The organism is Vibrio artabrorum (genome assembly GCF_024347295.1).
Classification (GTDB): domain Bacteria; phylum Pseudomonadota; class Gammaproteobacteria; order Enterobacterales; family Vibrionaceae; genus Vibrio; species Vibrio artabrorum.
In genome coordinates this window covers 1,594,299-1,618,325 of the sequence record NZ_AP025458.1, presented here as the reverse complement: position 1 = coordinate 1,618,325, position 24,027 = coordinate 1,594,299, and the positions used below count along the sequence as shown (strand labels likewise).

The following is a 24,027-nucleotide window of genomic DNA, read 5'->3' as shown; positions in this document are numbered from 1 at the left end:
CGTTGATATGTGATCTGCTCCAGTCAGACTGGACACCGCATTAAGCGACATATTGTTTTTCAAAGTTAACTGGGCTTAGATACCCAAGAGCACTGTGCCTTCTTGTTCGATTATAATCAACTTCGATATATTCAAAAAGCGCTTGGTGCATCTCTTCTCGCGTCATTATCGGCTCGTATTGGATGGCTTCTACTTTCATTGTGTGGAAAAAGCTTTCAACACAGGCGTTATCCCAGCAATTTCCCTTCCTACTCATACTTTGTTTTAAATTATGAGCTGCGATTAAGTCTCGGTAGTCTTTTGAGCAATATTGGCTGCCTCTATCACTGTGGATAATCATTCCTTCTGGCATGCCTCTGCGGAACAAAGCCATTGATAGCGCATCACAGACAAGAGTTGCGGTCATTCTTGTACTCATTGACCAACCAACGACTTGCCGTGAATACAGGTCGATAATAACAGCTAAATACATCCAGCCTTCGCTAGTCGCGAGATAGGTGATATCTCCAGCCCATTTTTGATTTGGGGCTGTCGCATTAAAGTCTTGGTCAAGCAAGTTCGGGGCAACGGGAAGCCTATGCTTACTGTCTGTCGTGCTTTTGAACTTACGGGCGGCCTTCGCAACGAGTCCCTGACGCTTCATGCTCGCGGCGATGGTTTTTACATCGTGCTTATTACCATTTTCTTCAAGTTCTTTTTGAATACGCCTTGCACCATCACGTTCCTTTTTATCATCAAAGACTTCGCGAACTTTGATATCAAGTTGCTTGCGGTGCTCGTTTCGTTGAGTGACTTTATTGCGATTATCAATCCAGTAATAAAACCCACTTCGAGAAACCCCAAACACCTTAGCCATACGGACAATCCTATATTGCATAAGGTGTTTGAGCATAAACTCATAGCAATCTACTTTAGATTTTTCGCGAAGTAGGTGGCGGCCTTTTTTACGATATCTAGCTCTTCAGCTTGCTCTGCCAATAATCGTTTGAGTTTGGCATTTTCGGTGGCGAGCTCTCTTTCTCTATCACTGACTTTCGCGTCTTTTTTGACGGCTTTACGCCATCCATAGATCTGGGATTCATATAACGATAGCTGCCGTGCAGCCGCAGCGCCCCTCACTTTCTCTGCTAACTTAAGTGCTTCAGCTTTAAATTCAGGAGCATGTTTGATTCGTGTTTTCTTAGTTGTCATTGTTCACCTCGTTAGTGATTGTACTCACTTAACTCAGTGTCCAAAACTTTTGGTGCGGATCAGTTACGTTCAAAGGCATAACCCTGGTTTGCTACCGTAATAACGCGCAGCAACCCAAGTCACAATTATTAAGACTTATCATCATCTCCAACCGACTCATGTATCAACGAATGAGATTGATATATGGGTCAGTTTAAGTCTGAAAATACCTCCTGTTACAACGAAAACACTGTTGTAGATAAAGCGTTTCATCTCCGTTGATGATCACGGAAAGGTACTCATTTCAAGCTACTTGGAGTCCCCGGATGTGATCGGTTTGAAGGAAGATATGGCATTTAGAATCATGCCGGATCACAGACCATACCTTCGTTATCATCGAGGCGAGTTATTTAAAGGACGCTAATTGAATACTTGCTCAATACCTTCAGAGTGCTCTGGATAAAAGTCAGAGCTCTATTCCCTTCAATACCGATGTAGATCACTATAGTTCATACTTTGTCATGTAAACTACAGTTGCATATAACGTTATCATTCCAACTTTGCGATTGTATTTTTAATGACGAAACTTCTCCTCAAAACCAACTTTTTGGCACACCTTCTTGGCAAGCGACAACAGGTAAACGTTAACGAAGACGGTATTACCATCTTCAAAGACAATATAAAAACGTTGTACAAGTGGGATACGATAGTTGCTCCTCCAGTAGCCAAATTAGGCTTTTCAGGTGGCGTTTTGTCGTTTGAAACAAATAACGCCGGTTTGTCCGTTCCGATGTTGAGCTACCTATTTACACATCGACACAAACACACTTTCTTTCCTTTTTGGGCCAACAGTAACGCTCAGAAACTGATTCCATTTTTGGACCAAGTGGAAAATGCCTCTGCCGCAAGTTTTATTAGAACGTCTGAAACTCGAAGCTTTCAAACCATCGCAAATAAAGAAGCGAAAAGGTGGAAGGGATGGCGGTCAGCTTTAGGGTTAAGCGAACTAGCCCAACAGGTCGCTCACACACTCGATGTAATTTGTGCCTGGAAGCCGTCAGATATTGAGAATATACGCGATGCCTACGTTAAAAATCAGCTAACAGAATACGGAATGTTTTTCGACAACGTCGAATCTAATCCGTTAACAGAGAAGCAGCGAATCGCTTGTATTACGGATAACGACAACAATCTGCTTTTAGCCGGGGCGGGTACCGGTAAAACGAGTGTTATGGTTGGTAGAACTGGGTATCTGATTAATAGTGATCAAGCGACTGCAAATGATATCTTGCTACTGGCTTACGGGCGTATTGCAGCTAAGGAAATGGACGAGCGCATCAAAGACAAACTGGGTTTTGATGACGTGGGAGCCAGCACCTTCCATAGCTTAGGTATGAAAATTATCGCCGAAGTCGAAGGTTCAAAACCAAACCTATCCCCATTTGAAGACGACATTAAAGCTAAATCAAAATGGATGAACGATAACCTAGAGCAACTCATGCTTGATGATGGCTATCGTGAGTCTTTACTTGAGTACTTCAGCTCGTATTATTTTGTTGATAAGAATCCTTTTGAGTTTCAAAGTGAAGGTGAGTATTTACAGTACTTAACTGATAATGACATCCGTTCGTTGAAAGGGGATCAGGTAAAGAGTTACGGTGAGGTTGTCATTGCTAACTGGTTATTTAGAAAAGGAATTAATTATGAGTATGAGGCGAGCTATCGATTTGACGTAAGTACAGATCAATATCGTCAATATCACCCAGACTTTTATTTACCAGACCACGATATTTACATTGAATACTACGGTACTGATGAGCACGGTAATACAGCCCCGTGGATTGATAAAGTTCGCTATCAAGAGTCGATTGAATGGAAACGCCAAACGCACAAGCAATACCAGACTGGTTATGTTGAGGTGTTCTACCACCAGCATAAAGTTGGAAAGCTTCTTCAGGTGCTTGAAAATAAATTGTTGGAGCGTGAAGTCGAATTTAACCCCATCCCTCCGCAGGATTTACTTAATAACCTTCGCCAGTTAGGCCAAGTAACAGAATTGGCTAAATTATTTAGTGCTTTGGTGGATATGTACAAAGCAGCTTGTCTTGATGATGTTGCGATAGAGAACGTCATTAGAAATTCAATCGATCCTAAGCAAACAGAGAAAGCATTAGAGCTGTTGTATCCACTATACAATCGGTATGAGCTGTTTCTTCGTGAAAAGCAGTGGATAGATTTCAATGACATGATCAGTAAAGCATTGATGTATGTCCAAACCGGACAGTTTGTTTCGTCCTGGAAATACATCTTAGTAGATGAGTTTCAAGACATCTCAGAGCCCAGAGCTAGGCTTGTCAAGGCGTTGCGTGATTCACTGCCTGGTACCTCGCTGTTTTGCGTTGGGGATGATTGGCAGGCTATCTATCGCTTTAGTGGCGCAGACGTTAAGCTGACTACCAATTTTGTTGAGTATTTCGGTGCGACTTCGGAAACAAAATTGGATTTAACGTTTCGTTTTAACAGTGCGATTGGAGATGTGGCAACGCAATTTGTCACCAGAAACCCAGTACAAATCAAAAAAGACATTCAGTCCCTGATTAAGGTTAACAAGCCTGCTGTATCGATACTCAGACAAGGTAGAAATGAACAAAGTGTATCTCCCCTAGAAAAAGCGCTTAATGCTGTTTTGGCTTGCGTTCATACCTCAGGTAAACCAGCGCAGAATAAGGTGTATCTCCTAGCCAGGTTTTGGCATCAAATGCCTGATTACCAGCAGCTTCAAGAAATTAATAGACAATACCCATCATTACAAATTAATTGTCAGTCATTCCATGCCTCTAAGGGTAAAGAAGCCGATTATGTCATCATTATGGGATTAATAACGGGTAAGAATGGTTTCCCGTCTCAAAAAGTAACCCCTCCGCTGGTGGACGCGCTATTGCCTAAAGGTGATGATTACGAATTTGCTGAAGAGAGGCGCCTTTTTTATGTCGCTTTAACCAGAGCAAAACATAGAGCGTACCTATTAGCAGATATGACGGATGTCAGTGATTTTGTTGTCGAACTCATAAAGAACAAATACTACGTAGATACCGATGAATTTGATGCATCGTTTGTACAGAAACTGTTTGAACAAATTTCTTGTAGCAGCTGTAAAACAGGAATATTGAAAGAGCGCGTTAGTCGCTACGGTAAGTTCTTGTCTTGTTCGTTCTATCCTCGTTGTAAGCACAAAGAAACCCCTTGTAGCCAGTGTGGCAGCCCAATGAGCAGTACAACTAAGCCTGGCTTTCAGGAGTGCATCAACGAAGAGTGTGGCGACATTCGCCCTCTCTGCAAGCGTTGTGGAAGTGAGATGAAGCTAAGAAATGGGAAGTACGGTCAGTTCTGGAGTTGTTCGACATATAGAAAAAATGCAGATAAAAATTGTGGTTATACGCAGAAACTAGAGCAGTTGAATATCAACTAAGAGACTATTGCTGTAAAGTATTTATCAATAAGTAAAGATAATTACGGAAGATAGAATGGCAACCTTGCTTAGTTGGCTTGGAAGAACAGACCTTGATCAGATGAAGCTAGATAAAACAGCTTCAATTGCGACTATTGCGTTAAAAGCGCCAGCAATTGATGATGTCGTGATTCTGGCTAGTACATGGGAAGATGAATGGCATGATTACAAAGAGTGGCTTGAAAAAAAGCTTGCTTGTGCCGGGCGTTCCAATACTTCAGTAAAGATTCAACGTATCAGGTTATCATCTCCAATTGATTACACTGCAATTACCAAAGTCATGCACAAGCAACTGGCTTATGTCTCTGATCAGGCTGATGGTATTTTTCTAAACCTGACCTCTGGTACGCCTGCAATGACAGTCGTTTCTGTTCTACTTGGAAAGAGTATTGCGAAATGTCAGTTAGTTCAAACTACCCCTCAAGGTCAGTTAATCGAAGTTGATGTACCTGTAGACTTTTCTGCTGAATATCAAAAATCCTCGTCAACAGCTATTGCTCAACTTGCTTCAAAAACACCGTCTCTCAATAGTGCTTTTGATTCGATTACGGCCAAATCTACTGTCATGCAGAACGTCATCAAGAAAGCGCAACGATTGGCTTATGCTGATCTACCGGCTTTGCTACTCGGAGAAAGTGGTACCGGTAAAGAAGTGATGGCAAAAGGTATTCATAAAGCCAGTCTTCGTGCTGATAAGCCATTTAAAGCTGTTAACTGTGGTGCTTTACCTGAAAATTTGGTTGATTCCATTTTGTTTGGTCATGTAAAAGGTGCGTTTACAGGGGCACACCAAGATCATGCAGGGTTATTTGAGCAAGCAAATGGTGGAACATTATTTCTTGATGAAGTTGGTGAACTCTCTTTAACCGTTCAAGTTAAATTACTTAGGGCATTGCAGCAGCAGGAAATTACAAAGGTGGGAGACGTTGCCACGAAAAGTGTTGATGTGAGGATTATCGCTGCGACACACCGTGACCTTTTTAAAATGGTTTCTGACGAGTCTTTTCGTGAAGATCTTTTCTATCGGCTAGCCGTTGGAGTGATTGAGTTGCCTTCGTTAAGGGCGCGTTCAGAAGAGATCCCTTTCCTGATCGAAGAGTTGATGATCGAGATAAACCAGCAGATGAAGACTCATCCCTTATTTGAGAGTAAGAATATTTCCAAGTCTGCAATAGAATTTGCAGAAGCATACAGCTGGCCGGGTAATATTCGTGAGCTATGGAACACATTAAACCGAGCCGTATTATGGTCGGAAGGTAAAGAGGTCACTAAACAAGATTTGGAGGTCGCGATAATAAGTCGTGACCTAACTTCGGTGAACAATGGTGAATTTAGGGTCCCTGGTGACCTTCAGCAACATATTGATAATATAAAGAAAAGTGCAATTGAATCTGCGATGGATTATGCTGCTGGAAACAAATCTAAAGCTGCAAAATCGTTGGGTTTAAATAATCATCAAACGCTGAATAACTGGCTGAAAACGCTTAGTTTGGAATAATAAAAACAACCAAGTTTGAAATTGGCGTAAACGTTGCAAAGTATCACTCATCTTAGGAGACAGAAAGGTGAAGAAGTCTATGAATTTTGAACATTTGAGAGAACAGTGGCCAGAGTTAGCTGAGCTTGGTGCTTTTGCTGAAACGTATGCCGTTGTTGATCCGCAAAGTGCTCTCGTCAAGCTACGTTGTTATGTTGAAAAAATTGTTGGTTATCTATACCAAGAACTTCACCTACCTGTTGCTCCCAATGCTTCAATGCACGACAAACTCGTCAGTGGCGCTTTTACCTCGGTTGTTGATAAAACCATTGCTGATAAATTTCACGCTGTCCGCAAGGGGGGCAACAAGGCTGCCCATGAAGGGAAAGTCTCACAACATGATTCAATTTGGTTGTTGAAAGAGTCTTACTTTATTGGTTGCTGGCTCTATATGGCCTATGGCGACGGTGATATAAAAGGTTGCCCTAAATTTACTGTCCCAGACAATGCGCCAACGGGTGAAGAGTCTAAAGCTGAGTTCAAGAGAAAGAACAAACTATTACAGCAGAAGCTTAACCAAAATGACGATCTTCTTAAGAAAGCGCTAAAAGAATTAGAAGAAGTAAAGCAAGCGCAGTTAGAAGCTCAGAAACAAGCCGCTCAGCTGAAACAGCAAACTGATCACGTTAAAGCCGATAAAATTCGCACTAATACCCTGTCACTAAAAAGCAGTTTTGACTTTAATGAAGCCGAAACTCGTAAGCGTCTCATTGATGCTGAATTACGCAGTGAAGGTTGGGATGTCGCTCTTGATAATGAAAGCACGGAACAGGTGTCAAAAGAGTATGAAGTCGATGGGCAGCCTACTACAACAGGTAAAGGTTTTTGCGACTATGTTCTGTGGGATGACAATGGAAAGCCACTGGCTGTCATTGAAGCTAAACGAACTCGAAAAGATGCTAATGCAGGTCGTGAGCAAGCAAAATTATATGCAGACGCTCTAGAAGCAAGTACCGGCCAGCGCCCAGTCATTTTCTACACTAACGGCTACGAAATCTATATTTGGGATGATGCTCAGGGCTACGCACCTAGACTGATTTTTGGCTATTACTCAAAAGACAGCCTTCAATATCTGATTCTTCAACGAGAGTTAAAGAAAGATCTAAACAGCACACCCATTGATACAAAAGTTGCGGGTCGTTTATATCAAATGGAAAGCATCAGCCGTATTTGTGAGCGCTTTTCAAACAAGCATCGAAAGGCCCTTATTGTACAGGCAACCGGGACGGGTAAAACGCGAGTCTCTATTGCTTTAGCCAAGCGCTTGTTAGATGCAGGTTGGGCGAAACGTATTCTGTTCTTATGTGACCGAAAAGAGCTACGTAAACAGGCTGGTAATGCGTTTAATGAGCACACTAAAGAGCCGCTTTTCATCAAAGGTAAAAGTAAGAAAGAACTAGCTTCAAAGGCGCGTATTGTTATCGCGACCTATCCGGGTATGATCCAAAATTATGAAGAGTATGATGTTGGCCACTTTGACCTGATCGTTGCTGATGAATCGCATCGTTCGATTTACAACAAGTACGGCGAGCTATTCAAATATTTCGATGCATTACAAGTGGGTTTAACCGCGACGCCTGTTGAGATGATTTCGCGCTCAACCAGTCAGTTATTCGGCTGTGATTACAAAATGCCGACGGCGAACTACCCACTTGAGCAAGCGATTGAAGAGAAAAACTTAGTTCCATTTAAAGTCGTTACTCACACAACTCAATTCTTACGTGACGGCATTAAGGCAAGCGAACTGACGGATGAGCAGATTGCAGAACTAGAAGATCAAGGTATTGATCCAAACACTCTGGATTTCGATGCGAAGCAGGTTGATAAAGCCATATTCAATAAAGATACCAACCGAGCAATCATCCGCAACCTAATGGAAAAGGGTTTAAAAGATGTGGATGACCAACTTCCTGGTAAATCGATTATCTTTGCAAGAAACATCGCTCACGCCGAACTGCTAGCTGAGTTGTTTAGTGAAATGTACCCAGATATGGGTGGAAATTTTTGCCGAGTTATCCACTCAAAATATGAGAGAGCAGAAGAGCTTATCGACAATTTCAAAAGTACTGAAGGTAACGATGATGAAGTTACCATTGCAGTCTCAGTTGATATGTTAGACACCGGTATAGATGTACCTGAATGCGTTAACTTGATCTTTGCTAAGCCTATAAAATCAAAAGTGAAATTTTGGCAAATGGTAGGGCGTGGTACACGTTTATGTGAAAACTTGTACGGACCTGGCTCAGATAAAAAACACTTCCTCATCTTCGACCACTGGGGCAACTTTGAGCATTTCAAAATGAACCCTGATGAGGATGAAGGAACGCAAAGTAAATCTTTGGCACAAAAAGTATTTGAAGCCAAATTAGTGCTTGCCGTCGAAGCGCTTAAAAAAGCAGAAATGGAGATCTTTGCCGACGTTATACCGCAGATTAAGGCAGACATTGACTCTCTAAATGATCAAACCATCGCGGTACGCGAGAAATGGAAACTAAAAGCACAGCTGAGTGAAGAAAAACGTTTAATGCAGATGGCGCCAGATACTAAAGCGTTACTCTTTGACGAAATGGCACCTCTGATGCAGTGGAAGAAGACTACTGGTGAAAGTGAAGCGCTGCGTTTAGACCTGCAATTCTTACAATTGCAACTCACCAAACTGCAGCAGCCAAGTAAAGTTGAGTTAGAGGCACCGCCGATCTTAGACAAAGTCATCAGTCTGTCGATGCATCTAAATGAAGTGCGTAGTAAAGCGGCAACGATCAAGCAGATTCAACAACCCAGCTATTTGAGTGATGCCGATTATTTTGCGGTAGAAGCGTGTCGCCATAATTTACGCACGGTTATCCACTTGCGTGATAAAGGCGTAGCGCCTCCTGCACCGCAAACGCCTATTATTGACCTACGTGAAGATCCAACGCTCTATGAAACAGAAGAGATTAAAACCGACATCATCACTGTGGATTACGAGATCTACCGTCAAGAAGTTGAAAAAACACTGACGCCACTGTTTGAATCTAACATTGTGCTTCAGAAAATACGTGGCGGGCAAGCGGTGACAGAAGCTGATTTATCAACACTGAATGCACTGGTGCATACACAAAACCCAAATGTGGATTTACATACACTCAAAGAGTTCTTCCCTGAATCAACTGCCGAACTAGACCAGATTTTACGAACGATTGTAGGGATGGATGAACAACAAATTGAGCATGAATTTACTGCATTCGTTCAACAAGTCCATACTCACTTGAATTCAAGACAGCAGCGTTTTATCGGTATGCTTAAGAATCACTTATGTCGTTATGGCAGCGTTGATATTGAAGCTCTTTATGACGCACCATTTAATCAAATTGACGATGCGGGATTAGACGGCGTGTTCCCAAACCCTGCACAAGCAGATGTAGTTGAACAATTTGTGCGTCGCTTTAGCGTGCATTTGGGTAATAAACAATCAAGCGTCGAGAAAGCAGTGAATTAGCCCTTTGGTTAACATAGTAAGCTGATTACACTACACACATTAAAAACCAGCGGCTACTACCTTGAATTAAGGCTCTGAATACGCCGCTGGTTGCTCCCTAACTAGCTTTGCCGAAGAATGAAGCAAGCAGTCAAGCGAAAAGCTAAGAGAATAAATAATGATTACATCAGGTCCATTAAAAAGCCAAGTTAATAAACTATGGGAAGAGTTTTGGACGGGAGGCATTACCAACCCTCTAACCGTCGTTGAGCAAATCACTTACTTGATGTACGCCCGTATGTTAGACATGAATGAGCGTAATGATGAGAAGCGTAGCGCTCGTACTGGTAAGCCATTTGCACGTCGTTTCCCTATGAGCGAAGACAAAGAGAAGGATAAGCAACATATCCGCTGGGAAAACTTCCGTCACTTAGGTGCGGAAAAGCTTTACCCATTGGTTAAAGATGAGCTATTTCCATTCTTTAAAGAGCTGACCAGCGATGACACTTTGTTTACTGAATTTATGAAAGACGCGCAGTTGATGATCCAAAAGCCATCGTTATTAGTCAAAGCGGTAGAGTTGGTGAGCGAGCTGCCGCTAGAAAACAAAGATGTAAAAGGCGATTTGTACGAGTACTTGCTTTCAAAATTGACCACCGCAGGTATTAACGGTCAGTTCCGTACACCGCGCCATATCATTCGAGCGATGATAGAAATGCTCGATGTAGAAGAAACACACCGTATTTGTGACCCTGCTTGTGGCACTGGCGGCTTTCTTTCATCGACGTACGAATACCTATTAGAGAAATACTCTTCACCAGAAGGTACAGAGAAAGAGCAAGCGTTTGATGAAGAAGGCAAGCCAGTATTAGACATTAACGGCAATCCGATCTTTAACTATCTGTACGCAGGTGACAAGCTTGAAAACCGCGCCCATATCGATTACGACATGTTCCACGGTTTTGACTTTGACTCGACCATGTTGCGTGTCGCGGCAATGAACCTAGTAATGCACGGCGTAAAACAACCAGACATTCATTACCAAGACACCCTTAGCCAGAGCTTTATTGAACGATATCCTACTGAGGCAAAAAATGGCTTCGATATCATCCTAGCCAACCCGCCATTTAAGGGCAGCCTAGATGAAGAAGACGTCGATCCAGCCATTCTAAAAGTTGTGAAAACTAAAAAGACCGAACTGCTGTTTGTTGCTCTGATCCAACGCATGCTTAAGACCGGTGGTCGTAGCGCAACAGTTGTGCCTGACGGCGTGCTATTTGGTAGCTCTAAAGCACACCAAGCACTGCGTAAACACCTAATTGAAGATAACCAGTTAGAAGCGGTTATTTCACTACCAAGTGGCGTGTTTAAGCCATACGCTGGTGTGTCGACTGCAATTTTAATCTTCACCAAAGGTGGCAGCACAGACAAGGTTTGGTTCTACGACGTGCAAGCCGATGGCCGTTCGTTAGACGATAAGCGTACCCTAATCAAAGATAACGACTTACCAGATCTCGTTAAGCAGTACAAAGCCTATCAAGCGGCCGTAGCCGAAGGTCAGTCTACTGAGCAGTGGTCAGACAAAACCCAAAAAGCGTTCTTGGTAGCGAAAGACGACATCAAGTCGAACAAATATGACCTGTCGATCAACCGTTACAAAGAAGTGGTGTACGAGCAAGAAAGGTATGAAGAGCCAAAAGTGATTCTAGGTAAACTCAAAGCGCTAGAAAACGAGATCCTGGCTGACCTCAATGAACTGGAGTCGATGCTATGAGTTGGCTCAAGCGCCCTCTGAGAGAGCTCGTCACTGCTCATTATGGTAAAGCTCTTAAAAAAGAAAATCGTGATGAAAATGGAGATAATCAAGTATTTGGTAGCGCAGGCTTTGTAGGGAATCATAACGAATCTCTAGTTCACTCCCAAACCATAATAGTGGGAAGAAAAGGATCTGTTGGAAAAGTCGTTTGGGCACCAGATGGTGGTTGGGTTATTGATACGGCATATTACCTAACGTTAAAAGAGTCAGAGCAACTTGATTGGCGCTACCTTTATTATGCCCTTAGTGTTGCTCAATTAGAAAAGAAGACAATCACTACTTCGATTCCAGGTTTAAATCGTGATGACTTTTATGACACAGAAATCCCACTTCCACCATTAGACGAACAAAAACGCATCGCTGCCATTTTGGATAAAGCCGATGCCATCCGCCAGAAACGCAAGCAAGCCATTGACCTTGCTGATGAGTTCTTACGCAGCGTGTTTTTGGATATGTTTGGTGATCCGGTAACGAACCCGAAGGGGTGGGAAGTTAGATTATGCAAAGATCTATTTAATAGAATTACCGTTGGTATTGTCGTTAAACCATCGTCATATTATGTTGAAGCTGGTGTACCAGCGCTAAGATCTTTGAATATTGGGTACTATGGAATCCGGCCAGATAACTTAGTCTATGTATCGAAATCTGATAATGAATCAATACTTTCAAAAACGAGAGTTTATAAGGGTGATTTAGTTATTGTTAGATCAGGCCAACCAGGAAAAACAGCTGTTGTTTGTCAAGAATTTGATGGAGTTAATGCTATAGATATTCTTATTGCGACGCCAAAAATAGATTTGATAGACCCACAATTCTTCGCATTTTTTATGAATTCTGATGGTGGAAAAAAAATTGTTTTGTCAGAACAGAGAGGGCAGGTTCAAAAGCACTTTAACGTGGGTTCTTTGAACAATACTGACGTACCATTACCACCATTACCTCTTCAAAGAACGTTTGCTAAAATTGTTGCTGGACTCTATAACCAGTATCAAACAAATGAAGCAACTGAGTTTAATGAGCTTTTTGATAGTGTTTCCCAAAAAGCTTTCTCAGGCGAACTATAAATTTAAGAGGTATCTTCGGATGCCTTTTTTTTGCTCAAAGGTTAGGCTTGTTCTACTTTAAATATCGTTAAACAACATTGCTTTCCGTTGGTGGTTTCAACGGCATAAAAGTCAAGTTGAGATCCCAATTGTTCCTATCATATCAGTGGTTATTCAAATAACCCCTTTCCTCTAAACTTAACTGTAAAATTAATTACACCTTGGTAATTTAACTTCCAAAGTTAAAGTGTGATTACCGACTTATTCCTTGATAAATCAACTTGTTACTAATCGGAATGTTTGTTGCAATGCATTGGCTTGTATAAAAATGGCTAAGTGCGAAGTATTTGGCCGGCTTACAGTTAAGGTTAAGTAAATAAGGTTAGGTTATTAATGGATACTACGTCCCCCAGCGCACTTGAACCTACAAGTGCGATACTCGGCTCTACTTCGGTTAATGGTTGCCTACGAGCCATTTTGACGAAGCGAGAACTATCTCAGCCAACAGGTCAGCCGCTCTTTACCTATCAGCTATCAGAATCCGAATATCATCACTTACGAACCAGTTTAAAAAAACAAAAATTGCCAACAAGGTTGCACGGAGATAGTAGCTGGTGTGCCGCTTTTTGCCTTTTTAGTGCTGAATGGTATCGACGTCAATATCAAGGTGGATGGAGCTGGAGTGGTATATCAAGCAGCTTAGAGTTTGAGTTAGATGCTAACCAACGTAGTAAGGTAATAAAAACAGGTTTTAAATATTGGCAACGTACGGTTAGCCAATATAACGATGAAAGGCATAGTTTTCTTGGTTCAGTATTTCGAGAGGGCGGTTTGCCCTATGGGTTGCTAGCGAGTGAAGGCGGCCGTTTCCAAACAATCTTTAAACGTATTCTTAGGGTTTTTGACGACGCTCAGGAATTTGGTCAATCGCCTTTTCAGTTAGTGTCGGAGGGCCTTGAACATTTACCTGAGGCATTTAGACAAGAAACGACGGTTGATCTTATCACTAATATGGCGGAGCTATTGCTGCGTTTAACCGACGAATACAACCTGCAACAACAAGAGCAACCAGCCGATCATTTAGACACCCAATTACCCAATTGGAGAGACCTATTTCCAATTCCACTTGATGTAGACACCGGAAGTGAATTTCTCACTGGCTTGCTGACTTCAGCCTCCGTTCAGCGAAAAGACAAATCACAACAAACAAAACGAATTATTTGCAGACAAAGGCTTTCCAATAATGGTGATTTGGGCTTTGTTGCTCAAATTAAATTGATGAAGGCGATACCTATGCCTTTTAAACGCGAAGCATTGATTAACAGTCGAGTTGAGTTGTTCATACAAGAAGGCAATAAAGTAATAGCAGAGCTAGGCATTGGTCATACAACCTTTGAAGGGGAAACGACGAAGGTTATTTTACGAACCCCTGCTTGTGAATTTCGTCGCCAAGCCACAGAGCAAGATCTGTACTTAGTCGTATTGCAAGCCGGTGTTGAGCTTCATCGTGAAGAAATCGCTAATTCTGATCTCGCTATTAATGAGATGCCCATTGTGCTTAAGTCAGACGGTGAACATGATTGGGTCGTTGGACAAGGAAGTGTAAGTGTTAAAGCAGATCAACTGAAGGCTATCTTATCAAAAAGTTCGACGTACACTGCCGAGTTTCCAGAATTGTGCACATCAGTAACCACAGAATACTGCCAGTTTGTCCACTTTAGTGGGGAAATTAAGGTTGATTATTATACTGAAGATGATGAGCATGATACTTATGTAATATCAACGCGACAGTCTGCAGTGTTAGCAGAGCAAGTGAGCGTTCGAGGTGTCAAGTTACAATATTACTCAAGTACTGGACAACCTATCTATCTGGGGTTGCCAACCATTACCAGCCAAGAAGCGCATACAGAATTATGGTTAGGTAATAAACCACTAGGAGAAACGCATCAAGCTGGCTTGTTTGGTATCCAATCAGTACGTTTAAAGGCTAGTGGTAATCGAACAATGCTTCGTAAACGCCTCGCTATTCTTCCGCAATCATTCGGCATTGAACTTAAGCCGTCTAAGCAGGCTAATAGTGGTTTTGTCGAACTTCATTGTGAAAGGAACTTATTTGTATCCATAGAAGGCGAACAGGTCTCCTATAAACAAAGCAATATAGAAGGTGGCAAGAGAATAACGGTGACAGCTGAAGGGTCACCGCCAGCGGATATTATTCTCTCTATCAGTGCTAACTTGATGGCTGACCCGATAAAAGTACGGGTACCTTTTCCAGCATCAGGAGCGTTAACCTTTGACAAACATGGTAACGGTCTAGCCAATCGTATCACCATCGATGATTTATTAGGTGCGCGTATTCAGTTTTTCCCACGTGTAGATGTAGCGGCAAGTTATCATATTGAATTGAAAGGGCCTGCGAGGTCTCGTGATGCGTCTTATTATTGGGAGTACAAGGTTATAGATAAGGTGCTAGAGGTCAGCTTATATGAGTTTCGCCATCGAATTCGCGAACTATTGGCAGCATCTGGTGAACTTGATGATGAAATCCGAATGGTTATTGGGGGGGCGGGTTGTCGAGAGCAACAAACGATCATTGGACGATATGCCACAGAAGCTCAACAGCTAAATGACACTGTGAGCTTTGATGTAAAACTGGAAAAAGAGCTCATTATTAAGCCAGAATTGATTAATTTGGCTGACCCAGCAGAAAAACCGCACGGCCTTCAACAAAGATATTCCAATGGCGTAGCGACAGGCGTATTCGAGCTAAATACAAGGTTATCTCAGCCGGCGTTAATCGTTCCTTCAAACAAGACTCAGCTGGCTTTTCGCGCGAAGTTTATTCCGAGTCGTGAGCCTATTGAACATTCTAGTGATGTTAAAACTTTAAATAAGGCGGTTGCGTTATTTCATCCAGTAACTAACCCAAACGCGATAGCCGATGTGCTCCCAATGTTAGCGAATGACTTTAATCACAGTAGCTGGCGATTTATCAACGATTTGTTTGCTAATTACTCGCATCTTCCGATGGCGACCTTTGAAGTGTGGAAGGCAATAGTGACGAATACGACTTGCTTATCGGCTCTTGCGTTTAAAGCCGATAACCCCGCTCAATTAATGGAACGTTTGAAAGTTGAGTTCAATGTTATTTGGGAGCTTATACCGCTGAGTATTTGGCGGTCACATACTGTTAAGTATCGCCAGATGTTGCTAGATATAGGGCTGCCTGAAAAAGTGGTTGATAACAAAGTTAAGAGCAAGCTAGAAACTCTTTCTGAATTTACCCCATTGTTTGAAAAGCAGTGCCGAGCACTAATTGACGTTCAATTTACTCAGCAAACAACCAATTTATCAGCTGTGTTTCAATACTTTCTACCGAAATGGAGCCAGGACTTGATGCGAGTTCACTTGTCTGATCGTGAATGGCCTAAAGCATTTGGCTATGACTTAGAAACATGGTGCCAGAAACATTGCGAATCGCTTATTCATTTTGAAGTAAACCGAAGTTCACACAAAAGTGTGCTTTATTTCCCTATTTTTGCCGCTGCAGTGGCGTGTGGAAAAGTGCAACTGGAAGAATTGTCTCCGTCACTTTATCCCATAGATTATTTCCATCTACGACAGATTGTCGAGTTTGACCGTCATTGGTTTAACCCCGTATTTCAGAGTGCATTGTGCGTATTTTCCCAAGAGGAAGCTTAAATGAAGCAATATTTTTCCACGCTAAAACAACAAGCTAATAGCCGAGCAAAAGAGTCAACTTTAAGTATTTTGGGCATCAATAACCCGGCGCTTAGAAACCATTTAAGCGAGAGAATGGAAACGGATGAAAAATTTGTTCACGGCCCGGTGTTTGAGCAAATGTTCTCTTGGGAAGCAGACGAAATAACGATAGAAGACCTTTCTACCCCCGAATATAAAAACCTACTCAGCCCAGAGCTACTAGACGCGTTAGATGTCGCACCGCATAAAGAGGGGTGTAAAAAAGACAGTAGCTGCAAGTGTAAGTATGTTCTGAGTCGAGAGATAAAGCCGTACAAACATCAACTAGAAGCATGGAGAGGTTTGCTTGACCCTCGCCCCCAATCCCAAATTATCACCAGTGGTACAGGTTCGGGTAAAACAGAGTGTTTCATGGTACCAGTTCTCGAAGATTTGTATCGAGAAACACAACAGACCAACAGTTCGCTAACCGGGGTGAGAGCGCTATTTTTGTATCCTTTGAATGCGTTAATAAACTCGCAGAAAGAACGATTAAGTGCTTGGACGACACACTTTAACGGTGATATTCGTTTTTGTCTGTATAACGGTAATACGCCTAATGACCTTAAAGCTCAAGATAGGCAAAGGCAAAAAAATCAGCCTCAGGAAGTGCTTTCGAGAAAGTTGATGCGAGACAACCCGGCTCCTATTTTGGTCACCAACGGAACCATGTTGGAGTATATGTTGGTGAGGCAAGCAGATGCTCCCATTATCCAGCAATCGCAGGGCAAGCTTCGTTGGATCGTATTAGATGAAGCGCATACGTATATTGGTTCCCAAGCCGCTGAACTTGCTTTGCAGCTAAGACGTGTGATGCAAGCTTTTGATGTTAAGCCAGAGGATATTCGATTTATTGCTACGTCCGCAACAATTGCGGGCGCTGAAGCAGAAACGCAACTTAAACAATACCTCGCTAGGCTAGCTAATGTCGGCGTAGAGCAAGTAGCCGTCATTGGGGGGAGACGCGTTGTTCCGAGCTTACCCAAAGTAACACCAGCAAACCTAACCATCAGTGAAATAGAAGCGATAGATCCAGAAGGTGAACAACCTAAAGAGAAGAAGCTAAGTCAAAATTCGGAAGTATCAGAGCGTCGATACTCTGCTTTAGCGAGTTCCAAACTAGCCGTTAGAATACGAGAGTTGTTAGCTGGCGACAATATAGGTCCGGTACATTACGCTGAATTGCTTGATAAATTAAAACCTTATGATTTAAACGAAGCAGAATTATGTCGATGGCTAGATATCTGTACCGGAACCAAGCAGTCTCATAGCAGTGAGGCATTTTTAAAGCTTAGAGCTCATTATTTTCAGCGTACATTGCATGGTTTGTGGTGCTGTATTGACCCAAACTGTGAGAATAAGAAACAGTCTAAACTGAATGGCACATGGCCATTTGGTCTTGTTTATAGTGAACATCGTCAGAAATGTCATTGTGGGTCTGCAGTACTTGAATTGACATTTTGTAATGATTGTAATGAACCACACCTATTAGCCATAGACCAAGATGGTCAATTGCAACAATGTACCGGGAAAATAAGCGATGAATTTTCGCTACTTGATGAAGAAGAAAAAGAGGTAGATGAGGAGCGCTCAGATCAGTTTTCCAAAAAGACAACGGCAAGTGATACTCAAGTCGTTATTGGCTCAAAGCAGAATGATGATTACCTATTAACAGGCTTTGATAATGCAGGCCGTGAAGAGTTTTTGGATAATAGTTCAATTCACTTATCGAAGTCGATAAATGAATCACAACAATGTTGCGAATGTGGTTACTCAGGTAGAGGTCAGTACAGTAAAGCGTTACGAAGAGGGCTGTTGGGTGCACCATTTTATACAGCAAATGCGGTACCAACAGTATTAGAATACTGTCCGGATATTGAAGTCGATAAAGAATCCAAAATAGGTCCTAATTCTGTCCCGGGTCGAGGGCGTCGGTTAATTACTTTTACCGATAGCCGACAAGGAACGGCAAAAATGTCCATTCGAATGCAGCAAGAAGCAGAGCGCTCTCGATTGCGAGGTTTAGTATTTAAGGAGCTTCGCAGGCATGTTGAAGAGAAAGTCGTTATAGATGAGGCGTTACTCGACAGCGTAAAGGACTACTTGAGTATGCCTATCGACAAATTACGAGTCATGTTGCCATCCATCGAACAATCCATGCCTGAAGATGCAAAGGCACTAAAAGAATATATTGATGTTGTCAGTAGTTCTGTTGCTATACCTTTGCCTCAAACGATCCCTTGGTCTGAATTGGCAGCTGTTATTAAGCAAGATAACGATCTAAAAGAGTCGATGTTAAAAGAGAACAAGCGGCTATCGCCAGAAATTTTCGATGACTCGACCGGACCTTTACGACTCACTCAAATGCTATTGACGAGAGAGTTTGCGAGACGGCCAAAAAATAGAAACAGTCTAGAGACTCAGGGGTTGGTCAAAATAGTCTACCCAGGATTGGATAAAATCGATGTTGTTCCGGAGCTTTGGGAGAATTACGGCCTAACGGTAAAAGATTGGCGTGATTACCTTAAAGTTTGTTTGGATTTTTTTGTCCGCGAAAACTCTTATATAACCATTGATCGTGAATGGATTCGTTGGATCGGTATGCACTTTTCACCTAAAACATTATTAGGGCCAGATGCTAGTGATGTCGATGAAAACAGAGCGAAGAGTTGGCCGTTAGTGCGAAAAGGCAGTAAACGTCAACAACGTATAATCACTCTGCTCACTGTTGCCACAGGAATTGATATTACGAGTACATTAGGGGAAGACACGGTTAATGGTTGGTTGATTTCTGCATGGAATGCATTAACTGGATCAAAAATTTTACAAGATTCAACAGCAGACAAACAATATAGTTTGAACCTGACTAATGTCAGCTTTTCTTTGATGAATTCGGCTTATATATGCCCGATTACGAACAAGCTGTTGGACACTACGTTTAAAGGGATCACTCCTTATATTCCGTTTAAAGGCCAGTTAGATAGCAACCTATGTGAAAAAGTGAAACTTCCCGCAGTATGGGCTTTTGAAGGAAGTGACGACTTCTTACTTTCATTGATTCTAACGCGCAAGGATATTGAAAAATCATCGGAAGTGAGATCACTTAGAGAGCAGAATTTGTGGACGGACATTAATGACCGAACAGTAGAGGGTGGTTTTTACTATGCTTCAGCAGAACACTCTGCGCAACAATCCGCTGAGCGACTTAAAATCTATGAGGATGACTTTAAAGTTGGCAGGAAAAATGTCCTCAATTGCTCAACAACAATGGAAATGGGCGTTGACATCGGGGGTATTACAGCGGTAGTGATGAACAATGTGCCGCCACACCCTGCGAACTATCTTCAGCGAGCAGGTCGCGCTGGTCGATCTAAAGAATCTAGAGCGATAAGTTATACGCTGTGTAAAAGTAACCCTCATGATACGTTGGTTTTTAATAACCCGAAATGGCCATTTACTACCGTTATACCAGCTCCTCATGTTGAATTTTCGTCTGAGAAATTGGTGCAGCGCCATGTAAATTCATTTTTGATGGGGCGCTTCTTAATTGAAGAGGTTGGATTAACGAATAAAGAGAAATTTAACTTAGATCTTGAGTGGTTTAATGCGAAGCTTAATGGTGAAAAATCTATAGCAGAACGTTATATTAATTGGCTAAAAACGTGTGATAAGAGATTTGAATCAGCTTTATCTACTCTAATTGAAGGTACTGAGTTGAAAAAAATTCCTTTGACACAAATCTGTAAGCGCTCGGCAAAGAAAATAGAGGAAATAACCACGCGTTGGCTAAAAGAGTATCAATACATAGAAAATGAATTAGTCGGTGTTGATCCAGATGGACCTTACGCTTTTAAGCTAAATAGTGAAAAGTCCCGTTTATGCAGAGAGTACTTATTACGGGATTTAGCGACAAGGGCGTTCCTGCCTGGATATGGATTCCCTACTGATGTCGTAAACTTGGATACCGATAATATCGTCGATTTTAGAAGGCAGCTTCAATTTAGGAATCTAAGCAAACTTGATCGAGAGGATAATGTTTCTATCAATCGAGGGTTACCAAGCCGAAATCTAGCTGTTGCAATTCGAGAATACGCCCCAGGTTCAGAAATAGTTCTTGATGGGCGAGTACATCGGGCGGCTGGCATTTCTCTTAACTGGCAGAAAATTCACGTTGATGGCGCGAAGGATTCACAGAAATTTGACTTAGCTTGGCGTTGTCCAGGTTGTGGCCAGACAGGTTACGAAACGGATCTGGGAATACAATCTGATTCAAATTCTCTCGTGTGTACCAATATCGCTTGTGGACAAAGTATTCCTGATAATACTGACTGTAGAAAAAAAGTGATTCAACCTACAGGTTTTGTCACTGATTATTATCGAGAGCCAACAAATAATATTTCGAATAATAATTATGTTCCAGTACAACCTTCTTGGGTTATTGCATCCGGTACAGCGACACCATTACCCATGCCTGCACTTGGTTATATGGTGGCGGATACTAATGGAAAGGTCTTCCATCATAGTTCTGGGTTGTCCGGTAAAGGATACGCGTTATGTATGGCTTGTGGCCGCGCAGAGTCGATGACAGCGAAAGGTGAGTTGCCAAATGCGCTTAACTTTGAAAAAACACATAAGCCCCCGCGTCCTAGTAAGTTCGATAAAGATGAAGTAGGTCGACACGCTGATTGTGATGGGTCAGCCAAGATAATGTCTTCAATTCATTTAGGTATTAACTCTCGAACCGATGTATTTGAGCTTGTGATTAAAAACCCCAAAACGGGTGAATACATACCTGATAATGAGCAGGGTCGGAAAGTAGCGACTACATTAGCTGTGGCATTACGAAAGTGTTTAATCGAACAACTTGGAGTGTCTACAAATGAGGTCCAGTATAGCGTTAGGCCAACAGTTATTGGTGAGAATCAACACGCATTAGTGCTACAACTGTTCGACAGCGTGGGCGGCGGTGCCGGATTTTCGACTTCCGCGCCATTTCATATCTCTAAGATATTAAATGGATTAGTTGGAAAACTTGATTGTAGGAAGCATTGTGACGCGTTTTGTCCTGAATGTCTTTTAGAGTCGGATTCGAGACACGATACCGATAAACTCGATCGCATGTTAGCAATAGAATGGTTAGGAGATGATTTTAAGCACTACGTATCACTAGCTACTAAGCACCAAAACCTTATCAATGATGGAAAATACTGCCCTCAAACTATTGAGGCGCAACTAACCGATTTACTCAATGAGAAAGTATCGGAATGTTTGTTTGTTCTTTCTTCTGAAGTCGAAAGTTGGGATACATCTCTTGTCTTGATGAAATCGAAATTACATGAACTATTGGCGAAGAATATAGCTGTTTCAATAGTCGTCCCGAAAGTTGATTTTACAGAAGAAATTCTGAGTTTTTTAAGGGACATACAAAAAATCGGGGTTCAACTTAGATATGGAAAAGAGTGTGGGGCGATTGTTTTTCAAGGCTTAACTGGTAGCGGTTGGTCAACACTCGCTAACCTTGATATTAAAGCAACCACCCCTGGAGAGTATTGGCTTACAGCGGAAGATATTTCCATTATTTCTTATAGTGAACCAGAAATAGCGACAACTCCTTTCGAATTAGACTCCATGGAGCCAACTCACTTGTTAGGAGCTGTTCATGTTGATCTCACGACTGAATTAAATGGACCGCTATCAAACTTCGGTAGTGGCTTTATTAAGCTATTGAAAAGTAATGATGAGCGATTAGCAAAGCTGCTTAAAGAAGGTGAGTTGAACAGTATTTCATATTCGGATAGGTATCTCCAAAGTCCCGTTTCTTTGTTGTTGTTAGCTGAGGTTCTCAAAGTACTAGGAGAAACATCGGATTGCCAAATAGAAGTCAACAGCTGCTTTGATGAACAAAATAGAAATCCATTTGCTGTTAATCATGATTGGAACGATCGCTACGATTATGACGCTATATTTAATGCGTGGTTGACTCATATGGCCGGCAAAAAAGTAAATACCAACATAATTGATAATAAACGCGAAGTACCGCACCGAAGAGCAATACAATTGCATTTTTCTACTGGTGATATCGTTGAAGTAACTCTAGATCAAGGTTTTGGATATTGGCGTTTAGATCTCGCTGGCGGGATGCATCGATTTGATTTCATGAGAGATACAAACGATCAGATAAAGAGGCTAATTGAGGTTTATAAATTGGCGAAGGTGTCTAATAGTGCCAGTTGGTCTACTTGGATTGCAGTTAACGTGTTGTAAGCATTTCAAATGTTAAAAGGTAAAATATGAAAATAACGTCACTGACTGTTGGTGGGTTTAAGGGAATAAAGACAAAGTCTGTCATTCCGTTGGCACCTATCACGCTTTTCTTTGGTGCGAACAGTACGGGTAAAAGTACTGTTTTGCATGCGTTGTTATATTTGTACGAAGTAGTCGCGAAGCGGAACTTTGATGCTCAACATAGTTCAATAGCGGGCGAGGCCCTCTATTTTGGTGGATTTCAAAACCTAGTTCATGGCAAAGACTTAAATGGCACTATTACTATAGGTGCCACTCTTGATTTTAGGGATGGTGCATCGGATATTTGGGATGAGTACTTGTCTGATTCTGAGCGTTGGTTACTCGAATCTTATTTAGGCTTTACTCCTGATTCAGAAGCGGATGAATTTAATTTCGAATTAGATATTAGATGGGATCACCTTAAACAGAAGACATTCGTCAGCCGTTATGAGTGTAACAGTAAAGGAAATGAGTTATGTCGCATAGAATCGCAACCAGGTAAACAGCAAAGTAGCATCACTCATTATCAACCGTTACCTCATTGGGAAGTAGATGAATCGTTCTCATTAAACAACTTATTTGATTCGGGAGAATGGGAAGAAATGTTCCTGAAAGGTCAGGACGCATTACCTAATATCTATACTCGTCTAGATCTATCTAATGCTCCATTCTCTTGGAATAAAGTTTTTCCTGATCATCCTTTAGCTGCAAAGTTGTTTGCAGAAGCTACATCTTCTCAAGCGATATTAGCGCCCATGAAATTGTTGGTGAAAAAGCTAGAAGACTTCATTCATATCGGGCCACTACGTGTTGTGCCAAATCGTTCGATAGTGTTAAACAGTAAAACCAGTCCACAACGTTGGTATGATGGGACTGCGGGTTGGGAGACGTTCGCTTACTCGAATGAAAGTGTTAAAGCTAAGACCAATGAGAAATTTACAAACAATGATTTCTTTGGCACCAATTATTGTTTTGAGTCTCCAGCTTACGGCGAAGCAAGTTTGAGTGAAAAATCAGTCATTCTTAAGGACTCTCATACTGACATCCCTTTATTGCCGTCAAGCGTCGGTATTGGTATATCACAAGTATTCCCATTCGTTGTTGCCACATCACTTGAACAAGACCTTATCGTATCGTGCGAGCAACCCGAACTGCATATTCATCCTAAATGGCAGTTGGCTTTAGGGGACATGATGATTGAAGCAGTCAAACATAACCAAGATAGAATGTTTCTCATCGAAACTCACAGTGAGCACTTGATGTTACGCCTTCTAAGAAGAACGATTGATGAAGGGACGCTCTCGATAACGCCTGATAAGATTAGTGTTATTAATGTGTTTAAGCATGACGATGAAATCCACTATCAACGCCAGCGTATTACAGACAGTGGGGACTTCGAACTTGACTGGCCAGAAGGTTTCTTTGAAGAGCGTTACGGAGAGGTGTAAG

At 41.9% G+C, this 24,027-nt stretch carries 9 protein-coding genes and 1 pseudogene; 9 read left to right on the top strand and 1 reads right to left on the bottom strand.

The genetic code is table 11. The features are described from left to right. Nucleotides 1–40 precede the first annotated feature (40 nt). Nucleotides 41–1,191 (bottom strand): IS3 family transposase gene (locus tag OCU36_RS07200; RefSeq protein ID WP_261837389.1). Its coding sequence is split into 2 segments (ribosomal slippage): nt 41–948 and nt 948–1,191, totalling 1,152 coding nucleotides; the frame shifts between segments, so codons are not numbered across the junction. Nucleotides 1,192–1,438: 247 nt separating this feature from the next. Here OCU36_RS07200 and OCU36_RS07195 point away from each other — a divergent pair. From OCU36_RS07195 to OCU36_RS07155, 9 genes and pseudogenes are all read left to right on the top strand, one after another. Beyond that, a pseudogene (locus tag OCU36_RS07195) lies at nt 1,439–1,594 on the top strand (HNH endonuclease); the annotation flags it as partial. A 153-nt stretch (nt 1,595–1,747) separates the two neighbouring features. Then, entirely contained in the window at nt 1,748–4,639 is a 2,892-nt protein-coding gene (locus OCU36_RS07190; RefSeq protein WP_261837388.1) for a UvrD-helicase domain-containing protein, read from the top strand. A gap of 100 nt (nt 4,640–4,739) precedes the next feature. Next, nucleotides 4,740–6,176 carry a sigma-54 interaction domain-containing protein gene (locus OCU36_RS07185; RefSeq protein ID WP_261837387.1) on the top strand — a complete coding sequence of 479 codons (1,437 nt, stop codon included), beginning with the start codon at nt 4,740–4,742 and terminating at the stop codon, nt 6,174–6,176. 79 nt (nt 6,177–6,255) lie between these two features. Continuing rightward, the gene (locus tag OCU36_RS07180; RefSeq protein ID WP_261837386.1) at nt 6,256–9,693 is read left to right on the top strand and encodes a DEAD/DEAH box helicase family protein; all 3,438 of its coding nucleotides are present in this window, start codon (nt 6,256–6,258) and stop codon (nt 9,691–9,693) included. A 157-nt stretch (nt 9,694–9,850) separates the two neighbouring features. Continuing rightward, nucleotides 9,851–11,446: a class I SAM-dependent DNA methyltransferase gene (locus OCU36_RS07175; protein WP_261837385.1), complete on the top strand. Its 1,596-nt coding sequence runs from the start codon at nt 9,851–9,853 to the stop codon at nt 11,444–11,446. Next, nucleotides 11,443–12,552: a restriction endonuclease subunit S gene (locus OCU36_RS07170; protein ID WP_261837384.1), complete on the top strand. Its 1,110-nt coding sequence runs from the start codon at nt 11,443–11,445 to the stop codon at nt 12,550–12,552. The genes OCU36_RS07175 and OCU36_RS07170 overlap by 4 nt, the downstream gene beginning before the upstream one ends. 372 nt (nt 12,553–12,924) lie before the next feature. Then, nucleotides 12,925–16,233, top strand: coding sequence for an STY4851/ECs_5259 family protein (locus OCU36_RS07165; RefSeq protein WP_261837383.1), 3,309 nt, complete (start codon nt 12,925–12,927; stop codon nt 16,231–16,233). Then, a complete protein-coding gene (locus OCU36_RS07160) occupies nt 16,234–22,557 on the top strand; it encodes a DEAD/DEAH box helicase (protein WP_261837382.1) in 6,324 nt (2,107 codons plus the stop codon). A gap of 26 nt (nt 22,558–22,583) precedes the next feature. Next, nucleotides 22,584–24,026, top strand: a complete 1,443-nt coding sequence (locus OCU36_RS07155) for an AAA family ATPase (RefSeq protein ID WP_261837381.1) — start codon at nt 22,584–22,586, stop codon at nt 24,024–24,026. Nucleotide 24,027: the final 1 nt, after the last annotated feature.